The sequence below is a fragment of the Streptomyces hyderabadensis genome (assembly GCF_020404845.1).
Classification (GTDB): Bacteria; Actinomycetota; Actinomycetes; order Streptomycetales; family Streptomycetaceae; genus Streptomyces; species Streptomyces hyderabadensis.
Window position 1 is genome coordinate 22,958 of record NZ_JAIOJZ010000007.1, and the last position, 17,132, is coordinate 40,089.

Here is a 17,132-nt window from a genome sequence, read left to right on the forward strand (position 1 = left end):
CCCGCCCCCGGGCCCGCTCCCGGCGCCCCCGCACCCCGACACGAGGAGCGCGGCCAGCACCAGCGCGACCGCGGCGACCGAGGCGCGCGCGGCCGGCCGCCCCCGGATCACCCGAAGCGCCCGTTGACGTAGTCGGAGGTCCGCTCGTCCTGCGGTGAGTCGAACATCGCGTCGGTGTCGCCGTGTTCGACGATCACGCCGGGTGTGCCGTGCGAGGCGAGGAAGAAGGCGCAGGTGTCGGAGACCCGGGCGGCCTGCTGCATGTTGTGGGTGACGATGACGATGGTCACCTCGGACTTCAGCTCCGCGATGGTCTCCTCGATCCGGCGGGTGGAGGTCGGGTCGAGTGCCGAGCACGGCTCGTCCATCAGCAGCACCCGCGGCCGTACCGCCAACGACCGGGCGATGCAGAGGCGTTGCTGCTGACCGCCGGAGAGCGCGCCGCCCGGCTGCCGCAGCCGGTCCTTGACCTCAGACCACAGCCCGGCCTTGGTCAGGCACTCCGCCACGAGGTCGTCCTTGCCGTCCCGGGTGGCCTTGATGGCGTTGAGCTTCAGGCCCGCGAGGACGTTGTCGTAGATGGACATGGCGGGGAAGGGGTTGGGCTTCTGGAAGACCATGCCGATCTCGCGGCGGGCCCGGGTGATGCGGCGGCCCCGGTCGTAGATGTCCTGTTCGTCGAGGAGGACGCGTCCGGCCAGCGAGGCGGAGCCGACGAGTTCGTGCATCCGGTTGAGGATGCGCAGGAAGGTCGACTTGCCGCAGCCGGAGGGTCCGATGAGCGCGGTGACCCGGCGCGCGGGCATGGTCAGGGACACCCGGTCCAGGACCTTATGGTCGCCGAACCAGGCGGAGACCGCCTCGGCGCGCAGCGTGGCGGGCCCCTGCCCCGCGACGGCCGCGCGGCCGGGGACGACCCGCGGCTGAACGACGGTGTCCGCTTCGGTGCTGGTGTCGGAAGACATCGTGTACGTCAACTCCCTCATGTCTGTACGGAGCAGGTTCCTGTTCAGAGCAGGTTCGGCAGCAGCGCGCTGATCGCCCCGGAGTCCGCGAGGCCCAGCGCGGCCAGGACGGGCGCGGCGCAGATCCAGGTCTGCCAGTAGCCCCAGAAGCGGTACGCGGCGACCGTGAGCAGCGAGGCGAGCAGCAGCGCCTGGCTCCACAGGAAGACCGCCAGCCAGGCGCCGTCGTCCGTGCCCAGGGCCTGCTCCGAGTCGGCGATCCACCCGGAGGCGAGGGTGCGGGGCGGGTTGGGCACGACGTCGGTGAGCAGTTCGGCGTCGACGCGCAGCACGCCCCGCGGGGTGTACGGGCCGCCGCTCGCGGTGATGAGGGTGAGCCGCCCCTCGCTCCGGGCGGGCGGCTCGGGCAGGTCGTCGCCCGCCCGGCGCAGCCCCGTGACCGCGTACACCGCCTTGCCCTGGCCGGTGGTGAGTTCGACGCGGGCGCCGACGGGGAGTTCGTGCAGGTCGTTGAAGGGGCTGCCGTAGGCCCACTGTCGGCCCATGAGGACGGTGGTGCCGGCCTGCCCGGGCATCGGGGTGTCGCGGCGGTGGCCGGGGCCGGACATCAGCACGCTGGACGTGGTTCCCTCGCCGACGACTTCGCTGAGGCCCAGGGCGGGGATCTTCAGCAGCGCGACCGGATCGCCCGGCGCCAGCGGCTTGCCCTCGAAGTCGCGCTGGCCGACGGGCGCGGTGCCGAGGGCGAGTTGGCGGCGCAGTTCGTCGTGCGCGATCTGCTGGTCGCGGGCGTGCTGGAGGTGGCCGACGACCGTGAGGTTCGCGGCGAAGCCGAGCAGCAGGGCGGCCAGGACGCACAGCGCGGCTCCGGCCAGCGCCGGTCCGGGACGGGCGAGTGGCCGCGGTGCCCGTCCGGAGGGCGGGGCGGGCGCGGGCGGCGGCGGTACGGCGGGCGGACCGGCCTCGGCGGGAGGCAGGACCGGGGGCGGGCTGAGCGTGGTCACGGGCAGCGCTCCTGGAGGTCCGGACGACGGATGGGTCCGGAGGCGTCGGCGGACACCTCCGGACCGGCCGGCCTCTCGGCCGGCACAACGGCACTACGGGTCTACGACTCGGCGACTCGGCGACTCGACGGGTCTGCGCCTCGACGACTCGACGGGTCTGCGCCTCGACGGGTCTGCGCCTCGACGACTCGACGGGTCTGCGCCTCGACGGGTCTGCGCCTCGACGACTCGGCGGGTCTGCGACTCGGCGACGCACGGCGATTCAGCCGTGGGCTCGACGGCGCAGGGCGATTCAGCCGTGCCGCGAGTCGGTTCCGCCGCGCAGCAGCCCCGTGGCCCCGGTGTCGCCGCCGAAGGACAGCAGTCCCCTGCGGCGCACGTGGACGACCAGGGCCGCGCCGGCGCCGATGAGGGCGAGCCCCGCGAGTCCGATGGCCCCGACCTGGGCGCCGGTGGAGGCCATGGAGCCGCCGGTCCCGCCGCCACCGCCCGTGCCGCCGCCACCGCCGACGGTGCCGCCGGAGTCCGCACCGCCGTCGGCGCCGCCGTCCGCCCCCGCGGTGTCCGTACCGTCGCTCGCGGAGGGGGACGGGCCCGGGTCGCCGCCGGGCTCCTCGCCGGTGGTGAACGCGAAGTCGACGGAGTGCCCCTCCTCCTTGGCCTCGGCCAGGGTCAGGGTGTGGTCGCCGTCCTCGATCTTCGCGGGCACGGTGAACGCGTACTCCTCGACCGTGCCGTCGGCGTTCGCCTTGGCGTCCTCGAAGTCCGCCTCGCTGTCGGCGAGGGCGACCGAGACCGCCGCTTCGGCGGAGAAGCCCCGGGCCGTGATCTTCACGGTCTGGCCGGGGTCGAGGTTCGGGTTGTCGCCGAGCGGCGCGCCGTCCTCGTCGGTGACTTCGAGACCGGCGGGGTCGGTGGGGTCGGTGGGGTCGTCCGTGGGTTCGTCGGCGGCGACGAAGGCGAAGGTCGCGCGCTTGTTGGCCGAGCCGTCCTCCGCGAAGTAGAGGTCGGTCTCGCCGCTGATGGTGCGGTCGGGAACCGTGTACGCGTAGTCGACGACCGTGCCCTCGGCGTTGGGGACGGCGTCGGGGAACTCGACGCCGTTGGCGTTCTGCTGGGTCACCTCTACCTTCGCGCCCGGCGTGAAGCCCTTGATCGTGATCTTCGCGCTCTGGCCGATGGCCAGCGTGGGCTTGTCGCCGAGGGGGGACCCGTCGGCGCCCTTGGCGCTGACGAGGTAGGTGATGCCCGCGCTGACCGTGCCCACCGCGTCGGTGTAGGCCTCCTGGTCGGCCGCCGTGAAGGCCGCCGTGTAGGTGTGCGGCCCGCCGACGGACGGTGCTGTGACCGTCGTCCTGGCCACCCCGCCGGCCACGTCCACCGTGCCGAGCGAGCGGTCGCCGTCCTTGAACTCCACGGTTCCGGCCGCCTCGGCCGGCGTCACCGTGGCCGTGAGTTCGAGGTCGCCGCCCACGGGCACGCCGGCGACGGGAGCGCTCAGCGTGAGGCTGGTGGTCCGCTGCTGGACCATGGTCCAGGTGTCGCCCGCCACCTGGATCTTGCCGAGGAACCGCGGCCCCGAGGTGAAGCCGCCGCCGCAGGTCAGCGTCAGCGCGTAGGTGCCGTCCAGGGACCCGGTGGTGGACCAGGCCTCCAGCGCCGTCTTCAGCGTCTTCTTCGAGGCGTGCGGACCGAGGCTGACCGTGAAGGGCGCTTCTCCGGCCGGGATCGCCGTGGTGGCCCTGGCGATCGCGGTCGCCGCGACGCCGGTGACGGGCGCTCCCGGCTTGTACACCGCGAGCGTGGGGAAGGTCCCTGCGGTCGACTCCGGGCAGCCGGCGCCGGTCGCGGCGGACGCGGCCGGGGGGTCGTCCGTGATCTTGCCCGAGCCGGGGGAAAGGGTGAACGCCCCGACGGTGGTGGGGGCGGCGTCGGCCCGGCCCGCGGAGGCGACGATCGCGGCCAGGGCGGCGCACAGCAGCGCGCAGCAGGTGAGCAGCGCGACCGGGGATCTGAGCGGTGCGGTGCGTAGGTTCATGTGGTGGTCCCCCCACGGGGTGGTGTCGGTGTCGGACGGATACGCCGCCGGGCCGGGCACCCGGTGGGTGCCCGGCCGTCGCGCGGACTAGTGGGTGGCGATCAGTTCTCGCCCTTCAGGGTGGTGGCGCCGCAGTTGGCGACGGTGCCGAAGCCGTAGGCCTCGACGGTGGCCGTGTCCTGGCAGACCTTGGAGCCGGCGCCGACGAAGGTGTCGGCGATGACGGGGTCGCTCAGGCGCGCGGTCTCGACGACGTTGTAGACGTCGCGGCTGTACTCGCCGCCGTCGATGGTGTTGAGCACCGTGGCCCCGTGGTGGTCCGGGATCAGGCCGTTGACCTGGGAGGTGTACTTGGCCACGGAGTAGGGGGCGAGGTCCCCGGCGCTGTCCAGCTCCCGGCCGTCGTGCTCCTGCATCGTGCCGACGCAGGAGCCCAGGGCCGGGTTGCCGATGGACGACAGGAAGAAGCTGCGGGTGCCGGAGCCGCTCTGCGGGACGAGCGGGGTCACGGGGACGCCGTTCACCTGGGTCGTGGTGCACTCGTAGATGGACTTGAGGTCCGCCGTGCTGAAGTCCACGCCGGCCAGCGGGCCGTCGCCGCGGACCGCGATCCGCAGCTTGTCGGACGCGAACGGCACCCAGGTCAGGTCGTCGCCGGCGGTCTGCACACCGCGGGAGGAACGGGCGAAGTCCAGGCAGCCGGAGCCCGCGTCGATGTCGTTGTTCAGCGCGGCGATGCCTGCCGAGGAGCCGTTCGGACGGGGCAGCTCACAGCCGTTCAGACGGGTCTTGATGTCCGCGTCGCCGTCCTCCGTGATCGCGTCGTACGAGGCGATCAGCGTGCCGGCGTCGATGGACTCGCCGAGGCCGTTGAGGACGTCCTGGGTGGTGTCGGAGCCGACACCGGCCAGCACCCGGTAGTCGCCGGGACCCGGGTCCGCCGAGGCGACCGGGACCATGACGGTGAGTGAGAGGGCGGCGGCGCCGACGACGGCGCCGGCGAAGGCACGGGACTTGACGTTCACTTCTGTTCTCCTCCGTGACAACGGATTGCGAGCGAGGGACGGTCAAGCGGAATGGAAAGAGGAATCCGGATTCGCATTTCCCGGCCGACCCGTCGACCGGCCGGTGATTACCATTCCAGGGCGCCCCGCCGACGGCCACCAACTTCAGCCGCTGATCAGGTTACGACGCCGTTTACTAAGTGAATCCAAGGGAATTCCACAGAAAGTGCGGGTATTCCCCGGTGCCGGGGGCGCCCCGGGGAACAGGAAAGGGGAGACTGAATTCCCGGCGCTCCCCTTCCGTCAGCCGCCGGCCGCCGCCCTGCGGGCGGAGAACCGCAGCATGAGCGGACCGGCCAGTCCGGCCACGCCGCCGACGATCAGCACCCCGAGCAGCACCCAGCGGATGAGTCCGAGCGCCTCCGCCGGGGTGATGCCGCCCGACTTGGCCACGTTCTGCTTCGCCGGGTCGGTCTCCGTCGGGTCCGCGGTCCGGGCGGCGGCCGACGCGTCCGGGTCGGCGCCGCCACCGGCGCCCGTCCCGGCCGGGCCGCCGCCCGGGGCACCGGCGGCCGCGCCGCCCGCACCGGCACCGCCGCCCGGTCCACCGCCCGGTCCGCCCGCGCCTCCCGGTCCCGCCCCGGCGGCCCCCTGGGCCTCGGGGCCCCCGGAGTCCGCCTCCGGGTCCGGTGCGCCCTTCTCCAACTGCTCGGCGGCCTTCCTGGCCTGCTCCCGCAGGGCCGTGGGCAGCGGGGCGTACCCGTAGGGCAGTTCACCGCTCGCGGTGCCCTGCCGCTGGCCCTCGCCGGCGGCGTACCGGAGCACCCTGGCGTAGTCCCGCCGCGCGTCCTCGGCCTGGTCGAGGCGGGCCGCCGCGTAGACCACGGCGGTCAGCGGGTACGCGCCGTCCGTCATCCTGGCGGGGTCGGGTGTCCGGACGCCGGCCACCGCCGACTCGGGCATCCGGGCGACCGCCTGGAGCAGGGACGCCTCGGTGGGCTTCACGTACTGCCCGTCGGCGTTCGGCAGGGCGGCGGAGCTCAGCTGGTACCGCTCGGCGTTCACGACGTCCAGGACGCCCAGCTGGCGCTGGTCCACCGGGCTGGGCCGCTCGACCCCCGACCATTTGGCCGTGTTCAGGTCGACGACGCACTCGTAGACGCTGCCGATGTCGCCCCGGCGGACCTTGACGGCCGCCTCGTGCATGTCCAGGGCGTAGGGGACCACTTCGAGCCCGGTGCGCTTCATGCTCTGCCCGGCGCCGGCGGGGCTGCACGGGACGTCCGTGGCCGTGAGGTCGGCCTTGGGGAAGTAGTCGAGGTCGTCCCAGGCGATGGCGGCCTCGGTGTATTTCTCGTTGATGCGCATCCCCCAGGGGTCCGGCTCGCCCGCCAGGAATTTCTTGGCGTCCGCGTCGGCCAGGATGTAGCGCCAGAGCATGCGGGCGGAGTCCGTGTTCTCGGAGGTGACGACCATTCCGATCGGGGAGTGCCGGTCCTGCCCCTCGAATTCAGGATTGAGCTTTCTGAATTCCGGGTCCGCGACGAGGTACCGCGGATTCTTCCCGAGGTATTCGGGCAGGTTCTCCTGGGAGGCGACCAGACTGCTGCCGTAGGACTGGGTCAGAGCCTTGGCCAGCAGTCGCTGGTTGAGGCGTACGTCCTTCAGCGGCAGGTAGTTGAAGGATCCCTTCTCGTACATCCAGACGAAGCCGATGGACAGACCGCTGACCGCGACGGGCGCGTGCACCACGGGCGAGGCGCCCTCCGGTGGCCGGACGGGGTCCACGGTCATGGCCATCCCCGCCGAGCCGGTGCCGGGCGAGGTGAGGACCTCCCGGGCGGCCGGCTCGCCGGACTGGGTGTAGGTGAAGCGGTGGGTGGCGTCGCGGCACAGGGCGCCCTGCCACGAGGTGATCGCGTCGGTGGCCAGCTCGGAGCCGGTGATCACCCGCTCCGGCTTGTCCGGGTCGCACGCCTGGGTGACCGGCTCGAAGGCGAGCGGGAACACGATCCGCCGGTCCCAGTTGGTCTTGCTCAGCGCGGAGGTCAGCACGGCCCGGCCCGGGTCGGACACCCCGTCCGGCTCGTGCTCGCCCCGGGGCACCACGACCAGCCAGCAGGGCCGGACCTTCCCGTCCGGCGTCGTCCGCGCCCCGCAGCCCAGGTACTCCGCCTCCAGCGCGGACTTCAGCTCGAAGACCGTCTCGCCCTCGCCGTTGCCGTCGTTGGGCAGCCAGGCGAGCGAGTTGGTGTCCCCGGCGCCGAAGTACGTGGAGTCGTACGGCGAACTCGTGGGATCGCCGGTCACGGGCCGGAAGGGGACGTAGGGGCGGCCGTAGTCGTCGGGGACGGTGTCGCCCGTGCCCGCCTCCTCGGGGTCCGTCTCGGGGTAGACCAGGCGTCCGCTGCCCGGCGGGACCCTGGCCTCGTTCCCGAACTCGCACTGGGACCGGTCGGGTCCCTGCTGCGGGTCGTCGCCCCAGCACTGCATGATCTGCAGGAAGTTGAACTTGGTCCCCGACTTCGGCGCGGGCCTGCCGCCCGTCCAGGAGACCTTGACGCCCTGCCAGGTCAGCCCGCGCGTCTGGTGCACGGTGACCTCGAGGGAGGAGAAGTCGTCGTACTTCCCCTCGGTCCCGCTCTTGGTCACCGCGGAGGACTCGACGGCAGCCGCCCGGGCGCGGTCCGCGCCCTCGGGCAGCGGCAGCAGCGCGAGGACGACCGCGGCGAGCAGGCATCCCACGCCCAGCCGGAGCCGACGGCGGTGCCGGCGGACGCCGGCCTCCGCTCCGGCGGACCGCCGCCCGAGCCCGGCGCGTTCGCGCGGTGCCGGCCCGGCAGGCCGTGCGCGCCCGGCGCCTGTGCGCCGTACCAGCCCCGCGCGCCGTACGAAGCCGGCGCCTCCGCGCCGTATCGCCCCCGCGCGCCGTACCAGCCGTACGCGACGTTTCATCGGTCCTCTCCTCTGCGTCGGGTGCGTGCCGCCAGCGCTCGCGCGGTCAGCGGCGGTCCGACGACCACCGCGACGAGCAGGGCCGCCGACAGCGCCATCAGGGCGCCGCGCATGCCGAAGGCGTCGGCGGCGGCGAGGCTGACCGGGTCGGCCACGACGGAGCCGTCGCCGGCACCGGTGCCGTCGCCGCTGATCACCTGGCCGGTGTCGGGGTCGATCGCCCCGCCCGCCGTCCCGCCCGGCCCGGCGCTCTCGGCGGCATCGGGCGTGCCGTCGCCGTCGGCGTCGGCGTCCGCCGCGGCGGATCCGCCCGACCCGCCGGACGCGGCGCCGCCGGAGCCGCCCGACGCCGTGCCGCCGGTCGATCCCGCGGACCCTCCGGAGCCGCCCCGTGCCGCGGGCTTCACCGGCGTCTCGGTGTCCGCGGCGCCGGCGGTGCCGGTGGTGCACTGGGTCGGGCCCTTCTTGTCGCAGCTCCTGGGGTGCGGCGCGTTCTTGATCAGGGTGTTGACACCGCCCGAGAAGGTCGGGTTGCGGCACTCGTTGATGTTGATCGAGCCGGTGGGCGCGCCGGGCACCCTGCGGATCTGGTCGAAGCCCGCCTGGACGAGGTTCTTCGGCAGCGGCGAGTAGCCGAGGTCCTCCGCCTGCTGCTGGCCGTCGCAGAGGAAGTAACGGCTGAACGCGCCCAGCGAGTTGCCCTTGGCCTTGGTGAAGCCGCCCTCCTCGGCGGTCGGCAGGATCATGTAGCTGTAGCTGGACAGCGGGTAGGTGCGGTCGTCGGCGTTGTCGTAGACGCCGTCGAGGATCTGTGTGAGGTAGTTGACCGACCTCTTGTTCTGGTTGATCTGCGCCTTGGTCAGGGCGACGGCCACGCTGGCGGCGGTGGGCTCGACGTAGTAGTTCGCCCGGTTCAGCACCTTGGCCACGGGGAAGCCGGTGTTCTTGGCGTAGGAGTACTCGACGTAGGTGATGGCGCCCTCGCCGGAGGCCTGGCGCACATGGCCGGACACGCCCAGCGAGCCGGACTTCGCGACCATCGCGGAGCCGCTGAGCAGCGGGTAGTTGGAGGTCATCCCGCAGTTGCCGCTGCCCCGGCCGGTACGGGAGCAGTAGTTCGCCCAGAGGGAGCCGTGCTCCTTGGAGAGCCAGGTGGTGAACTGGGCGCTGGTGCCCGAGCCGTCGGAGCGGACGACGGGGACGACCGCCCGGGCCGGCAGGGTCAGGCCCGGGTTGTCGGCGCGGATGGCGGGGTCGTTCCAGCGGGTGATCGCCCCGGTGAAGATCTTGGCGACGGTGGCGCCGGACAGCCGCAGGTTGGTCACCATCTTGCCGTTGATCCGGAGGTTGTACATGAACGCCGTGCCGCCGGCCACGATCGGCATGTAGGCGTAGCCGCGCCGGGGCGGCTGGTCGGTGATGCCCTGTTCCTTGAGCCCGTAGGGGATCTCCGAGACGGCGAAGTCGACGGTGTTGTTCTTGAACTGCTCGCGGCCCTGGGAGGAGCCGTTGGCCGTGAAGTTCACCGTCATGCCGTAGTTGGCCTTGACGTTGCGGATCCACTGCTGGACCGCGTTGGAGCTCCAGGTGGAGCCGGATCCGGTGATCTTGGCGTACGAGGCAGCCGTGGCGGGCGGCGTGACGGTGGCCAGCAGCCCGCACAGCAGGGCCAGCACGGTCGCCGCCAGACGGAAGCGGTTGGCGGGTTTCACGAGGAACTCCCGGGTCGGGTACGGAACGGGTCGGAGGACTGGGGGGTGGCGGGACCGGAGGGTCCGTCGGGCCGGTCCGCCGCGGGGACCGGGGGCTTCGCATCGGCGGACGGCCGCGCGCCCGCGCCGCGCTCGGCGAACCGGCTCGCGTCCCGGCGGGACGCCGTGACCCGGCGGTGCTCCTGGCGCCGGGTCAGGTGACCGGGACCGCGTCCGCCGACGACGCGGGCGGCGACGAACAGCAGCAGCACGAGCGCCATCAGCAGGGACGCGGTACCGAAGCCCCGGGAGGCCATGGCGGGTTCGGGCGACTTCACGAACTCGAAGGTCGCCAGCGGCAGGGAGACCATCGGACCGTGCAGCGGATCGAGGTTGGTCTCCGAGGTGAACCCCGCGGTCAGCAGCACCGGCGAGGTCTCGCCGATGCCGCGGGCGGTGCCGAGGATCACCGAGGTGGTCAGGCCCGAGCGGCAGGTCGGCAGGACGACGTGCCAGGCGGTGCGCCAGCTCGACGCGCCGGTGGCGTACGCCGCCTCGCGCAGTGTGCCGGGCACCAGCCGGATGACGACGTCGGCGGCCCGGATGATGATCGGCAGCATCATCACCGAGAGCGCGAACGAGGCGGCCAGGCCCGACTGGTCCATGCCGAGTCCCAGGATCACCGTGGCGTAGATGAACAGCCCCGCCACGATCGACGGCAGCGCCGTCATCGCCTCGACGATGGTGCGGACGAACCGTGCGAACGGACCGGGCACCTCGTTCAGGAACACCGCGCAGACCAGCCCCAGCGGCACCGTGACCACCAGGGCGATGACGATCATGATGAGCGTGCCGAGGGCGGCGTGCAGCGCGCCGCCGACGCTCAGCGGCTCCAGCGGGCCGGCCAGCTCCATGTCCTGGGTGAAGAAGTTCAGGTGCACCAGCGCCTTGCGGCCCTCGACCAGCGCGTACACCACGACGACCGCGAGGATGGCGACCAGCAGCAGGCCCAGCGACCGCACCACGGCCGCCGCGATGCGGTCCACCACGGCCGGTCCGCTCTCGTCGAAGGACACGAGCAGCGCGTAGAGCAGCAGGAAGAAGCCGTACGCGGTGACGACGAACCCGACGACGCCGTCGAAGGGCAGCAACCGGGTGAACAGCAGCCAGGTCAGCGCGAGGGCGGCGGCCAGGGAACCGACCACGGCGTAGACGTCGGTGTCACGCAGTGCGGTGAGGGTACGGCGCCGCTCGCCCCCGGGGGCCTCGGTGCGCGGCAGGAGGCCGGGCAGTTCGGTGCGCGGGGGCCACGGCGGCCGACGCGCACCGGGCGCTTCAGGGGCAACGGTCATGGTCGCTCTCTCCTGTGGGCGGGTTCACGGGCTGCTCGCCGCAACGGGCCGGCGGACAGGTCGGCGGGCGGGGTGCGGTCGGGCCGGCGGGCGGGGTGCGGTCGCCGGCGGGCGGGCTCAGGCGTCGCTGCCCGCGCCCGAACGGGAGCGGGCGACGATCGACGAGGCGGCGAAGTTGACGACGAGCGTGAGGACGAACAACGCGAAGCCGGCCGCCATCAGCGCGGACATGCCGAAGCCGCTCGCCTCCCCGTAGCGCAGCGCGATCAGCGAGGAGACCGAGCTGCTGCCGGACTGGAGGACGTGCCACTGGATGTCGAAGGTCAGCGAGATGATCATGAAGACGGCGATGGTCTCGCCGAGCGCGCGCCCCAGGCCGAGCATGGTGCCGCCGATCATGCCGCCCTTGCCGAACGGCAGGACGACGGAGCGGATCATGCCCCAGCGGGTCGCGCCCAGCGCGTAGGCGCCCTCGCGCTCACCGGCCGGCGCCTGGGAGAAGACCTCCCGCATGATGGAGCAGATGATGGGCGCGATCATCATGCCGACGACGAGACCGGCGATGAAGGTGGAGGACGTGTAGAGGCTGGCCGGTGCCAGCGGGTCGGCCGGGTCGGCTCCGGTGACGTCGAGGAAGGGGATCCAGCCGAGGTAGGTGGCGATCCAGCGGGCGGTCGGCAGCACCCTGTCCTGGAGGAAGAACACCCCCCACAGGCCGTAGACCACCGACGGCACGGCGGCCATCAGGTCGACCACGCTGATCAGCGTCCGGCGCAGGCCGGGCGGGGCGTACTCGGAGATGTACAGGGCCGCGCCGGTGGCCAGCGGTACGGCCACGCAGACGGCGACGGCGGCGATGAGCAGGGTACCGACGAGCACCGCCGCGATGCCGAACCGGCCGGCGTCCGGAGCCCACTCGGCGGTGGTCAGGAACGACCACCCGGCCCGGTCGAGCGCCAGCCACGCCCGGTACAGCAGGAAGCCCCCGACCAGCAGCATGACGGCCAGCACCAGGCCGCCGCCGGAGCGCAGCACCAGGCGGAAGAGCCGGTCGGGCAGCCCGGGGTCGGCGTGGAGCCGTCTCGGTCCGTCGGCGCCGATGTCCGCGGCGCCGCCGACGTCGACGCCGGCCGTCACGAGCCGTGGTTGTCTGGTTCTTCTCAACGAACGCACGTTCCCGACGCTCCGGGCCGCTCACGGACACGCGTGTCCCGAGAGGTGAACCAGAGGTGCCCCGGGGGCAACATCGGTCACGCTTCAACCGTCAGGCGACACCCCATAACCCCGGCCCCGATAAATGGAGTTCGGGCAGCGCGGCGCGGAACCGCTCATAGGAGGCGCGGCAGGTCGCATGCCGCTCGTAGGCGCGCGCCGAACCGGCCAGGTGCTGCCCGGACCGGTCCCAGACGGCCCACACCCAACTGCCCTCGGGGCTGTGCTGCACCCCGCCGCCGACCTCCTCGTGCCGCTCGCAGAGCCGCGCGAAGGCGGCACGGCACCCGTCGTGGGTGTCGTGCGAGGTGAGGGACACCGCGACGGGTCTCCCGTTGGGAGCCACCAGCCGCCAGCCGAACCCTCCTGAACCGTCGATGTCGATCAGACATCTCAGACCCGCCGCCGGCATGGCGGATCTCGCCGTCCCCTCCGGCTGTTCCACTTCCCCACCCCCCGTCGCCCAGGATCGAGTAAGACGCAGGTGACGAGCTGTGGGCGACAGAGGCAATCTAGTGAGACGGCAGTGACGACAGACAGGTCAATCCGGTCACCGGGGCCACGGTTCATGTCGAAGTATCCCCTTGGCAACCCCTAGGAGGGCAAAGGGGAAACGCTCCCACCGCACGAGGTCCGGACCACCCCGCGGAGCACCTACGCGGACCGGACACCGACCGGCCGCACCGGGCCCGGACACCAACCGCGCCCCGGCTCAGCCCACCCCGAAGAGCACGCCCAGCGCCACCGCGCCCGCCACCACCGGCACGACGATCTCGTAGGCCCAGCGCACCGTCACCTCGCCCTGGGAGCCCGCGGCGTCCTTGCGCGCCTCCCACAGCTCACGCAGCTCGTCCATGACCTTGTCGGCCTCGGCCCGCACCGGCCCGTCCGCCTCGACGGCCGCGGCCCCGGCGCCGCCGGCCCGCGATCCGAACTGCCCCATGCCGCCGAGCACGCCGCCGCGCCTGCGGCCGACGGACCCGCCCGCGGCCCGCCGGTCCTCCTGGCGCGCGGCCTTCTTGCGCCCGCGCAGCGAGACGGGAACGGACCACAGCTGGTACTTGCCGCCGCCCTCGGAGAAGACCTCGTTGGTGTACGCGGAGCGGAACGACTCGACCTGCGCCCAGGGCAGCACGATCACGCGGAGCGGATTGCGCACCCGCATCCGGTCGTCGTTCGCGAAGACCGCGGGCCGCACGGTGTAGGCGGCGACGAGCGGCACCAGGAAGACCAGCGCCGCCAGCGCCTTCCAGCGGGTGTTCCCGTCGCCCGAGACGAGGGCGTCGATGCCGAGCCACAGCGCGAGGGCGAGCACCAGCACGCCTCCGGAGATACCCGCGGGCGAGCGGTAGACCCGGTCCTTGGACACGGGTCCCGACGGCTGCGGCGAGGATGACTGTGGCTCCGGGGTGGTCATGCTGCCGATTGTGCCCGACGAGCCGTCCGACGCTCACATGCGGTGCCGGTACATCGGACGAGCCCGTGGGGCTGTACAGACCGCTACGCGCGTAGATATGCTCATCTGGTGACCATGCCCACCACTGAACCGCCATTCGCCCTCAAGGACGCCACCGCGTCCGACAGCACGCTGCGCCGCTTCCTCCACGGGCTGCCCGGCGTCGACGCGGTCGGCCTGGAGGCGCGCGCCGCCTCGCTCGGCACCCGTTCCATCAAGACCACCGCGAAGGCGTACGCCCTCGACCTCGCCATCTCGATGGTCGACCTGACGACGCTGGAAGGCGCGGACACCCCGGGCAAGGTCCGGGCGCTCGGCGCGAAGGCGGTCCGCCCGGACCCGGCCGACCGCACGGCCCCGGCGACGGCGGCCGTCTGCGTCTATCCCGACATGGTGCCCACCGCCAAGGAGGCCGTCGCGGGCTCCGGCGTGAAGGTCGCCTCGGTCGCCACCGCGTTCCCGGCCGGCCGCGCCTCCCTCGCCGTGAAGCTGGCCGACGTGCGCGAGGCCGTGGCGGCGGGCGCGGACGAGGTCGACATGGTCATCGACCGCGGCGCGTTCCTCGCCGGTCACTACATGAAGGTGTACGACGAGATCACCGCCGTGCGCGAGGCCTGCGGCACCTCGGCCCGCCTCAAGGTGATCTTCGAGACCGGCGAGCTGTCGACGTACGACAACATCCGGCGCGCGAGCTGGCTCGGCATGCTGGCGGGCGCTGACTTCATCAAGACGTCCACCGGCAAGGTGGCGATCAACGCCACGCCCGCCAACACCCTCCTCATGCTGGAGGCGGTCCGCGACTTCCGCGCGCAGACCGGTGTGCAGGTCGGCGTGAAGCCGGCCGGCGGCATCCGCACGGCGAAGGACGCGATCAAGTTCCTGGTCCTGGTCAACGAGACGGCGGGCGCGGACTGGCTGGACAACCACTGGTTCCGCTTCGGCGCGTCCTCCCTCCTGAACGACCTGCTGATGCAGCGCCAGAAGCTGGCCACAGGCCGTTACTCCGGCCCCGACTACGTGACGGTGGACTGATCACCATGGCATCCGCATTCGAGTACGCACCGGCGCCCGAGTCCCGTGCGATCGTCGACATCGCGCCGTCGTACGGCCTGTTCATCGACGGCGAGTTCGCCGACGCGGCCGACGGCAAGGTCTTCAAGACGGTCTCCCCGGCCACCGAGGAGGTGCTGTCCGAGGTGGCCGAGGCCGGCGAGGCCGACGTCGACCGCGCCGTCAGGGCCGCCCGCAAGGCCTTCGAGAAGTGGTCGGCGCTCCCGGGCTCCGAGCGCGCGAAGTACCTCTTCCGCATCGCCCGGATCATCCAGGAACGCAGCCGCGAGCTGGCCGTCCTGGAGACCCTGGACAACGGCAAGCCGATCAGGGAGACCCGCGACGCGGACCTCCCCCTGGTCGCCGCGCACTTCTTCTACTACGCAGGCTGGGCCGACAAGCTCGACCACGCCGGCTACGGCGCCGACCCGCGCCCGCTGGGCGTGGCGGGCCAGGTCATCCCGTGGAACTTCCCCCTCCTGATGCTGGCGTGGAAGATCGCCCCCGCGCTCGCCACCGGCAACACGGTGGTCCTGAAGCCCGCCGAGACGACCCCCCTCTCCGCGCTCTTCTTCGCGGACATCTGCCGCCAGGCCCAGCTCCCCAAGGGCGTCGTCAACATCGTCACCGGTGACGGCCGCGCCGGAGCGGCGCTGATCGCCCACCCCGACGTCAACAAGGTCGCCTTCACCGGCTCCACCGCCGTCGGCAAGGAGATCGCGCGCACGGTCGCGGGCACCCGCAAGAAGCTCACGCTCGAACTGGGCGGCAAGGGCGCCAACATCGTCTTCGACGACGCCCCCGTCGACCAGGCCGTCGAGGGCATCGTGAGCGGCATCTTCTTCAACCAGGGCCAGGTCTGCTGCGCGGGCTCCCGCCTGCTGGTCCAGGAGTCGATCCACGACGAGCTGCTCGACTCCCTCAAGCGCCGCCTGTCCACGCTCCGCCTCGGCGACCCGCTGGACAAGAACACCGACATCGGCGCGATCAACTCCGCCGAGCAGCTGGCCCGGATCACCGCGCTGGCCGACCAGGGCGAGGCGGAGGGCGCCGAGCGCTGGTCCCCGGCCTGCGAACTGCCCTCCTCCGGCTACTGGTTCGCCCCGACGCTCTTCACCAACGTCACCCAGGCGCACACCATCGCCCGCGACGAGATCTTCGGCCCGGTGCTGTCCGTCCTCACCTTCCGCACGCCGGACGAGGCGGTCGCCAAGGCCAACAACACCCCGTACGGCCTGTCGGCGGGCATCTGGACGGAGAAGGGTTCGCGCATCCTGGCGGTCGCGAACAAGCTCCGCGCGGGTGTGATCTGGTCCAACACGTTCAACAAGTTCGACCCGACGTCGCCGTTCGGCGGCTACAAGGAGTCGGGCTTCGGCCGCGAGGGCGGCCGTCACGGCCTGGAGGCATACCTCGATGTCTACTGAATCAATCAGCGGCTCCGCCGCGGGACGACTCAGTGTCCTCAAGACCTACAAGCTGTACGTCGGCGGGAAGTTCCCGCGTTCCGAGAGCGGCCGGGTGTACGAGGTGACCGACGCAAAGGGCAAGTGGCTGGCGAACGCCCCCCTCTCCTCCCGCAAGGACGCCCGTGACGCGGTGGTCGCCGCGCGCAAGGCGTTCGGCGGCTGGTCCGGTGCGACGGCGTACAACCGCGGCCAGATCCTGTACCGGATCGCCGAGATGCTGGAGGGCCGCCGCGACCAGTACGTCGCGGAGGTCGCCGACGCGGAGGGCCTGTCGAAGTCGAAGGCGGCGGCGCAGGTGGACGCCGCGATCGACCGCTGGGTCTGGTACGCGGGCTGGACCGACAAGATCGCCCAGGTGGTCGGCGGCGGCAACCCGGTCGCGGGCCCCTTCTTCAACCTCTCCTCCCCGGAGCCGACCGGCGTCGTCGCCGTCCTGGCCCCGCAGGAGTCGTCGTTCCTCGGCCTGGTCTCGGTCGTCGCCCCGGTCATCGCCACCGGCAACACGGCGGTCGTGGTGGCCTCGGAGAAGTCCCCGCTGCCCGCCCTCTCCCTGGGCGAGGTGCTGGCCACCTCCGACCTGCCCGGCGGCGTGGTCAACATCCTCTCCGGCCGCACGGCCGAGATCGCCGCCCCGCTCGCCGCCCACCAGGACGTCAACGCCATCGACCTCGCGGGCGCCGACGAGGAGCTGGCCAAGGAGCTGGAGATCGCGGCGGCGGACAACCTCAAGCGCGTCCTGCGTCCACAGCCTGTGGACGGCGCCGGCTGGTCGGCGGCGCCGGGCACCGACCGCATGACGGCGTTCCTGGAGACGAAGACGGTCTGGCACCCGACGGGCGCGCTGGGCGCCTCCGGCTCGTCGTACTGACCGACTCCGCCGTCACCCGACGCCGACGCCGACGGGCCGCGGTTCCTCCCCGTCCGGAGGAGCCGCGG

At 72.5% G+C, this 17,132-nt stretch carries 13 protein-coding genes; 3 read left to right on the top strand and 10 right to left on the bottom strand.

The genetic code is table 11. The annotated features are described in order from the left end of the window. Positions 1-107 precede the first annotated feature (107 nt). From K7854_RS07845 to K7854_RS07890, 10 genes are all read right to left on the bottom strand, one after another. Positions 108-965, bottom strand: coding sequence for a phosphate ABC transporter ATP-binding protein (locus tag K7854_RS07845; RefSeq protein WP_226025646.1), 858 nt, complete (start codon positions 963-965; stop codon positions 108-110). Positions 966-1,009: 44 nt separating this feature from the next. Further along, positions 1,010-1,969, bottom strand: a complete 960-nt coding sequence (locus tag K7854_RS07850; protein WP_226025647.1) for a sortase — start codon at positions 1,967-1,969, stop codon at positions 1,010-1,012. Positions 1,970-2,261: 292 nt separating this feature from the next. After that, positions 2,262-4,007 (bottom strand): Ig-like domain-containing protein, encoded by a 1,746-nt coding sequence (locus K7854_RS07855; RefSeq protein WP_226025648.1) that lies wholly within the window; start codon positions 4,005-4,007, stop codon positions 2,262-2,264. 101 nt (positions 4,008-4,108) lie between these two features. Further along, the gene (locus K7854_RS07860; RefSeq protein WP_226025649.1) at positions 4,109-5,032 is read right to left on the bottom strand and encodes a type 2 periplasmic-binding domain-containing protein; all 924 of its coding nucleotides are present in this window, start codon (positions 5,030-5,032) and stop codon (positions 4,109-4,111) included. A gap of 282 nt (positions 5,033-5,314) precedes the next feature. Continuing rightward, positions 5,315-7,966, bottom strand: a complete 2,652-nt coding sequence (locus tag K7854_RS07865) for a hypothetical protein (RefSeq protein WP_226025650.1) — start codon at positions 7,964-7,966, stop codon at positions 5,315-5,317. Continuing rightward, positions 7,963-9,678 carry a phosphate ABC transporter substrate-binding protein PstS gene (gene pstS / locus K7854_RS07870; RefSeq protein ID WP_226025651.1) on the bottom strand — a complete coding sequence of 572 codons (1,716 nt, stop codon included), beginning with the start codon at positions 9,676-9,678 and terminating at the stop codon, positions 7,963-7,965. Before pstS ends, K7854_RS07865 begins: the two co-directional genes overlap by 4 nt. After that, the gene (gene pstA, locus K7854_RS07875) at positions 9,675-11,009 is read right to left on the bottom strand and encodes a phosphate ABC transporter permease PstA (protein ID WP_226025652.1); all 1,335 of its coding nucleotides are present in this window, start codon (positions 11,007-11,009) and stop codon (positions 9,675-9,677) included. The genes pstS and pstA overlap by 4 nt, the downstream gene beginning before the upstream one ends. Before the next feature lie 117 nt (positions 11,010-11,126). After that, positions 11,127-12,146 (bottom strand): phosphate ABC transporter permease subunit PstC, encoded by a 1,020-nt coding sequence (pstC, locus tag K7854_RS07880; protein WP_226025653.1) that lies wholly within the window; start codon positions 12,144-12,146, stop codon positions 11,127-11,129. 127 nt (positions 12,147-12,273) lie between these two features. After that, a complete protein-coding gene (locus tag K7854_RS07885) occupies positions 12,274-12,666 on the bottom strand; it encodes a YegP family protein (RefSeq protein WP_226025654.1) in 393 nt (130 codons plus the stop codon). Between the two features lie 267 nt (positions 12,667-12,933). Beyond that, the gene (locus K7854_RS07890; protein WP_226025655.1) at positions 12,934-13,638 is read right to left on the bottom strand and encodes a PH domain-containing protein; all 705 of its coding nucleotides are present in this window, start codon (positions 13,636-13,638) and stop codon (positions 12,934-12,936) included. A 114-nt stretch (positions 13,639-13,752) separates the two neighbouring features. Here K7854_RS07890 and deoC point away from each other — a divergent pair, with 114 nt between their 5' ends. Genes deoC through K7854_RS07905 form a run of 3 tightly spaced genes read left to right on the top strand, consistent with a single transcriptional unit; the run spans position 13,753 to position 17,064 of the window. Next, positions 13,753-14,709 (top strand): deoxyribose-phosphate aldolase, encoded by a 957-nt coding sequence (gene deoC, locus K7854_RS07895; RefSeq protein WP_226025656.1) that lies wholly within the window; start codon positions 13,753-13,755, stop codon positions 14,707-14,709. Between the two features lie 5 nt (positions 14,710-14,714). Beyond that, positions 14,715-16,154 carry an aldehyde dehydrogenase family protein gene (locus K7854_RS07900; RefSeq protein ID WP_226025657.1) on the top strand — a complete coding sequence of 480 codons (1,440 nt, stop codon included), beginning with the start codon at positions 14,715-14,717 and terminating at the stop codon, positions 16,152-16,154. Next, positions 16,144-17,064: an aldehyde dehydrogenase family protein gene (locus tag K7854_RS07905; RefSeq protein WP_226025658.1), complete on the top strand. Its 921-nt coding sequence runs from the start codon at positions 16,144-16,146 to the stop codon at positions 17,062-17,064. Before K7854_RS07900 ends, K7854_RS07905 begins: the two co-directional genes overlap by 11 nt. Positions 17,065-17,132: the final 68 nt, after the last annotated feature.

Excerpts from the sequence above, each read along its gene's own strand:
- K7854_RS07845 (WP_226025646.1), bottom strand. The coding sequence starts at position 965 with ATGTCTTCCGACACCAGCACCGAAGCGGACACCGTCGTTCAGCCGCGG.
- K7854_RS07855 (WP_226025648.1), bottom strand. The coding sequence starts at position 4,007 with ATGAACCTACGCACCGCACCGCTCAGATCCCCGGTCGCGCTGCTCACC.
- K7854_RS07865 (WP_226025650.1), bottom strand. The coding sequence starts at position 7,966 with ATGAAACGTCGCGTACGGCTGGTACGGCGCGCGGGGGCGATACGGCGC.
- pstA (WP_226025652.1), bottom strand. The coding sequence starts at position 11,009 with ATGACCGTTGCCCCTGAAGCGCCCGGTGCGCGTCGGCCGCCGTGGCCC.
- K7854_RS07890 (WP_226025655.1), bottom strand. The coding sequence starts at position 13,638 with ATGACCACCCCGGAGCCACAGTCATCCTCGCCGCAGCCGTCGGGACCC.
- deoC (WP_226025656.1), top strand. The coding sequence starts at position 13,753 with ATGCCCACCACTGAACCGCCATTCGCCCTCAAGGACGCCACCGCGTCC.
- K7854_RS07900 (WP_226025657.1), top strand. The coding sequence starts at position 14,715 with ATGGCATCCGCATTCGAGTACGCACCGGCGCCCGAGTCCCGTGCGATC.
- K7854_RS07905 (WP_226025658.1), top strand. The coding sequence starts at position 16,144 with ATGTCTACTGAATCAATCAGCGGCTCCGCCGCGGGACGACTCAGTGTC.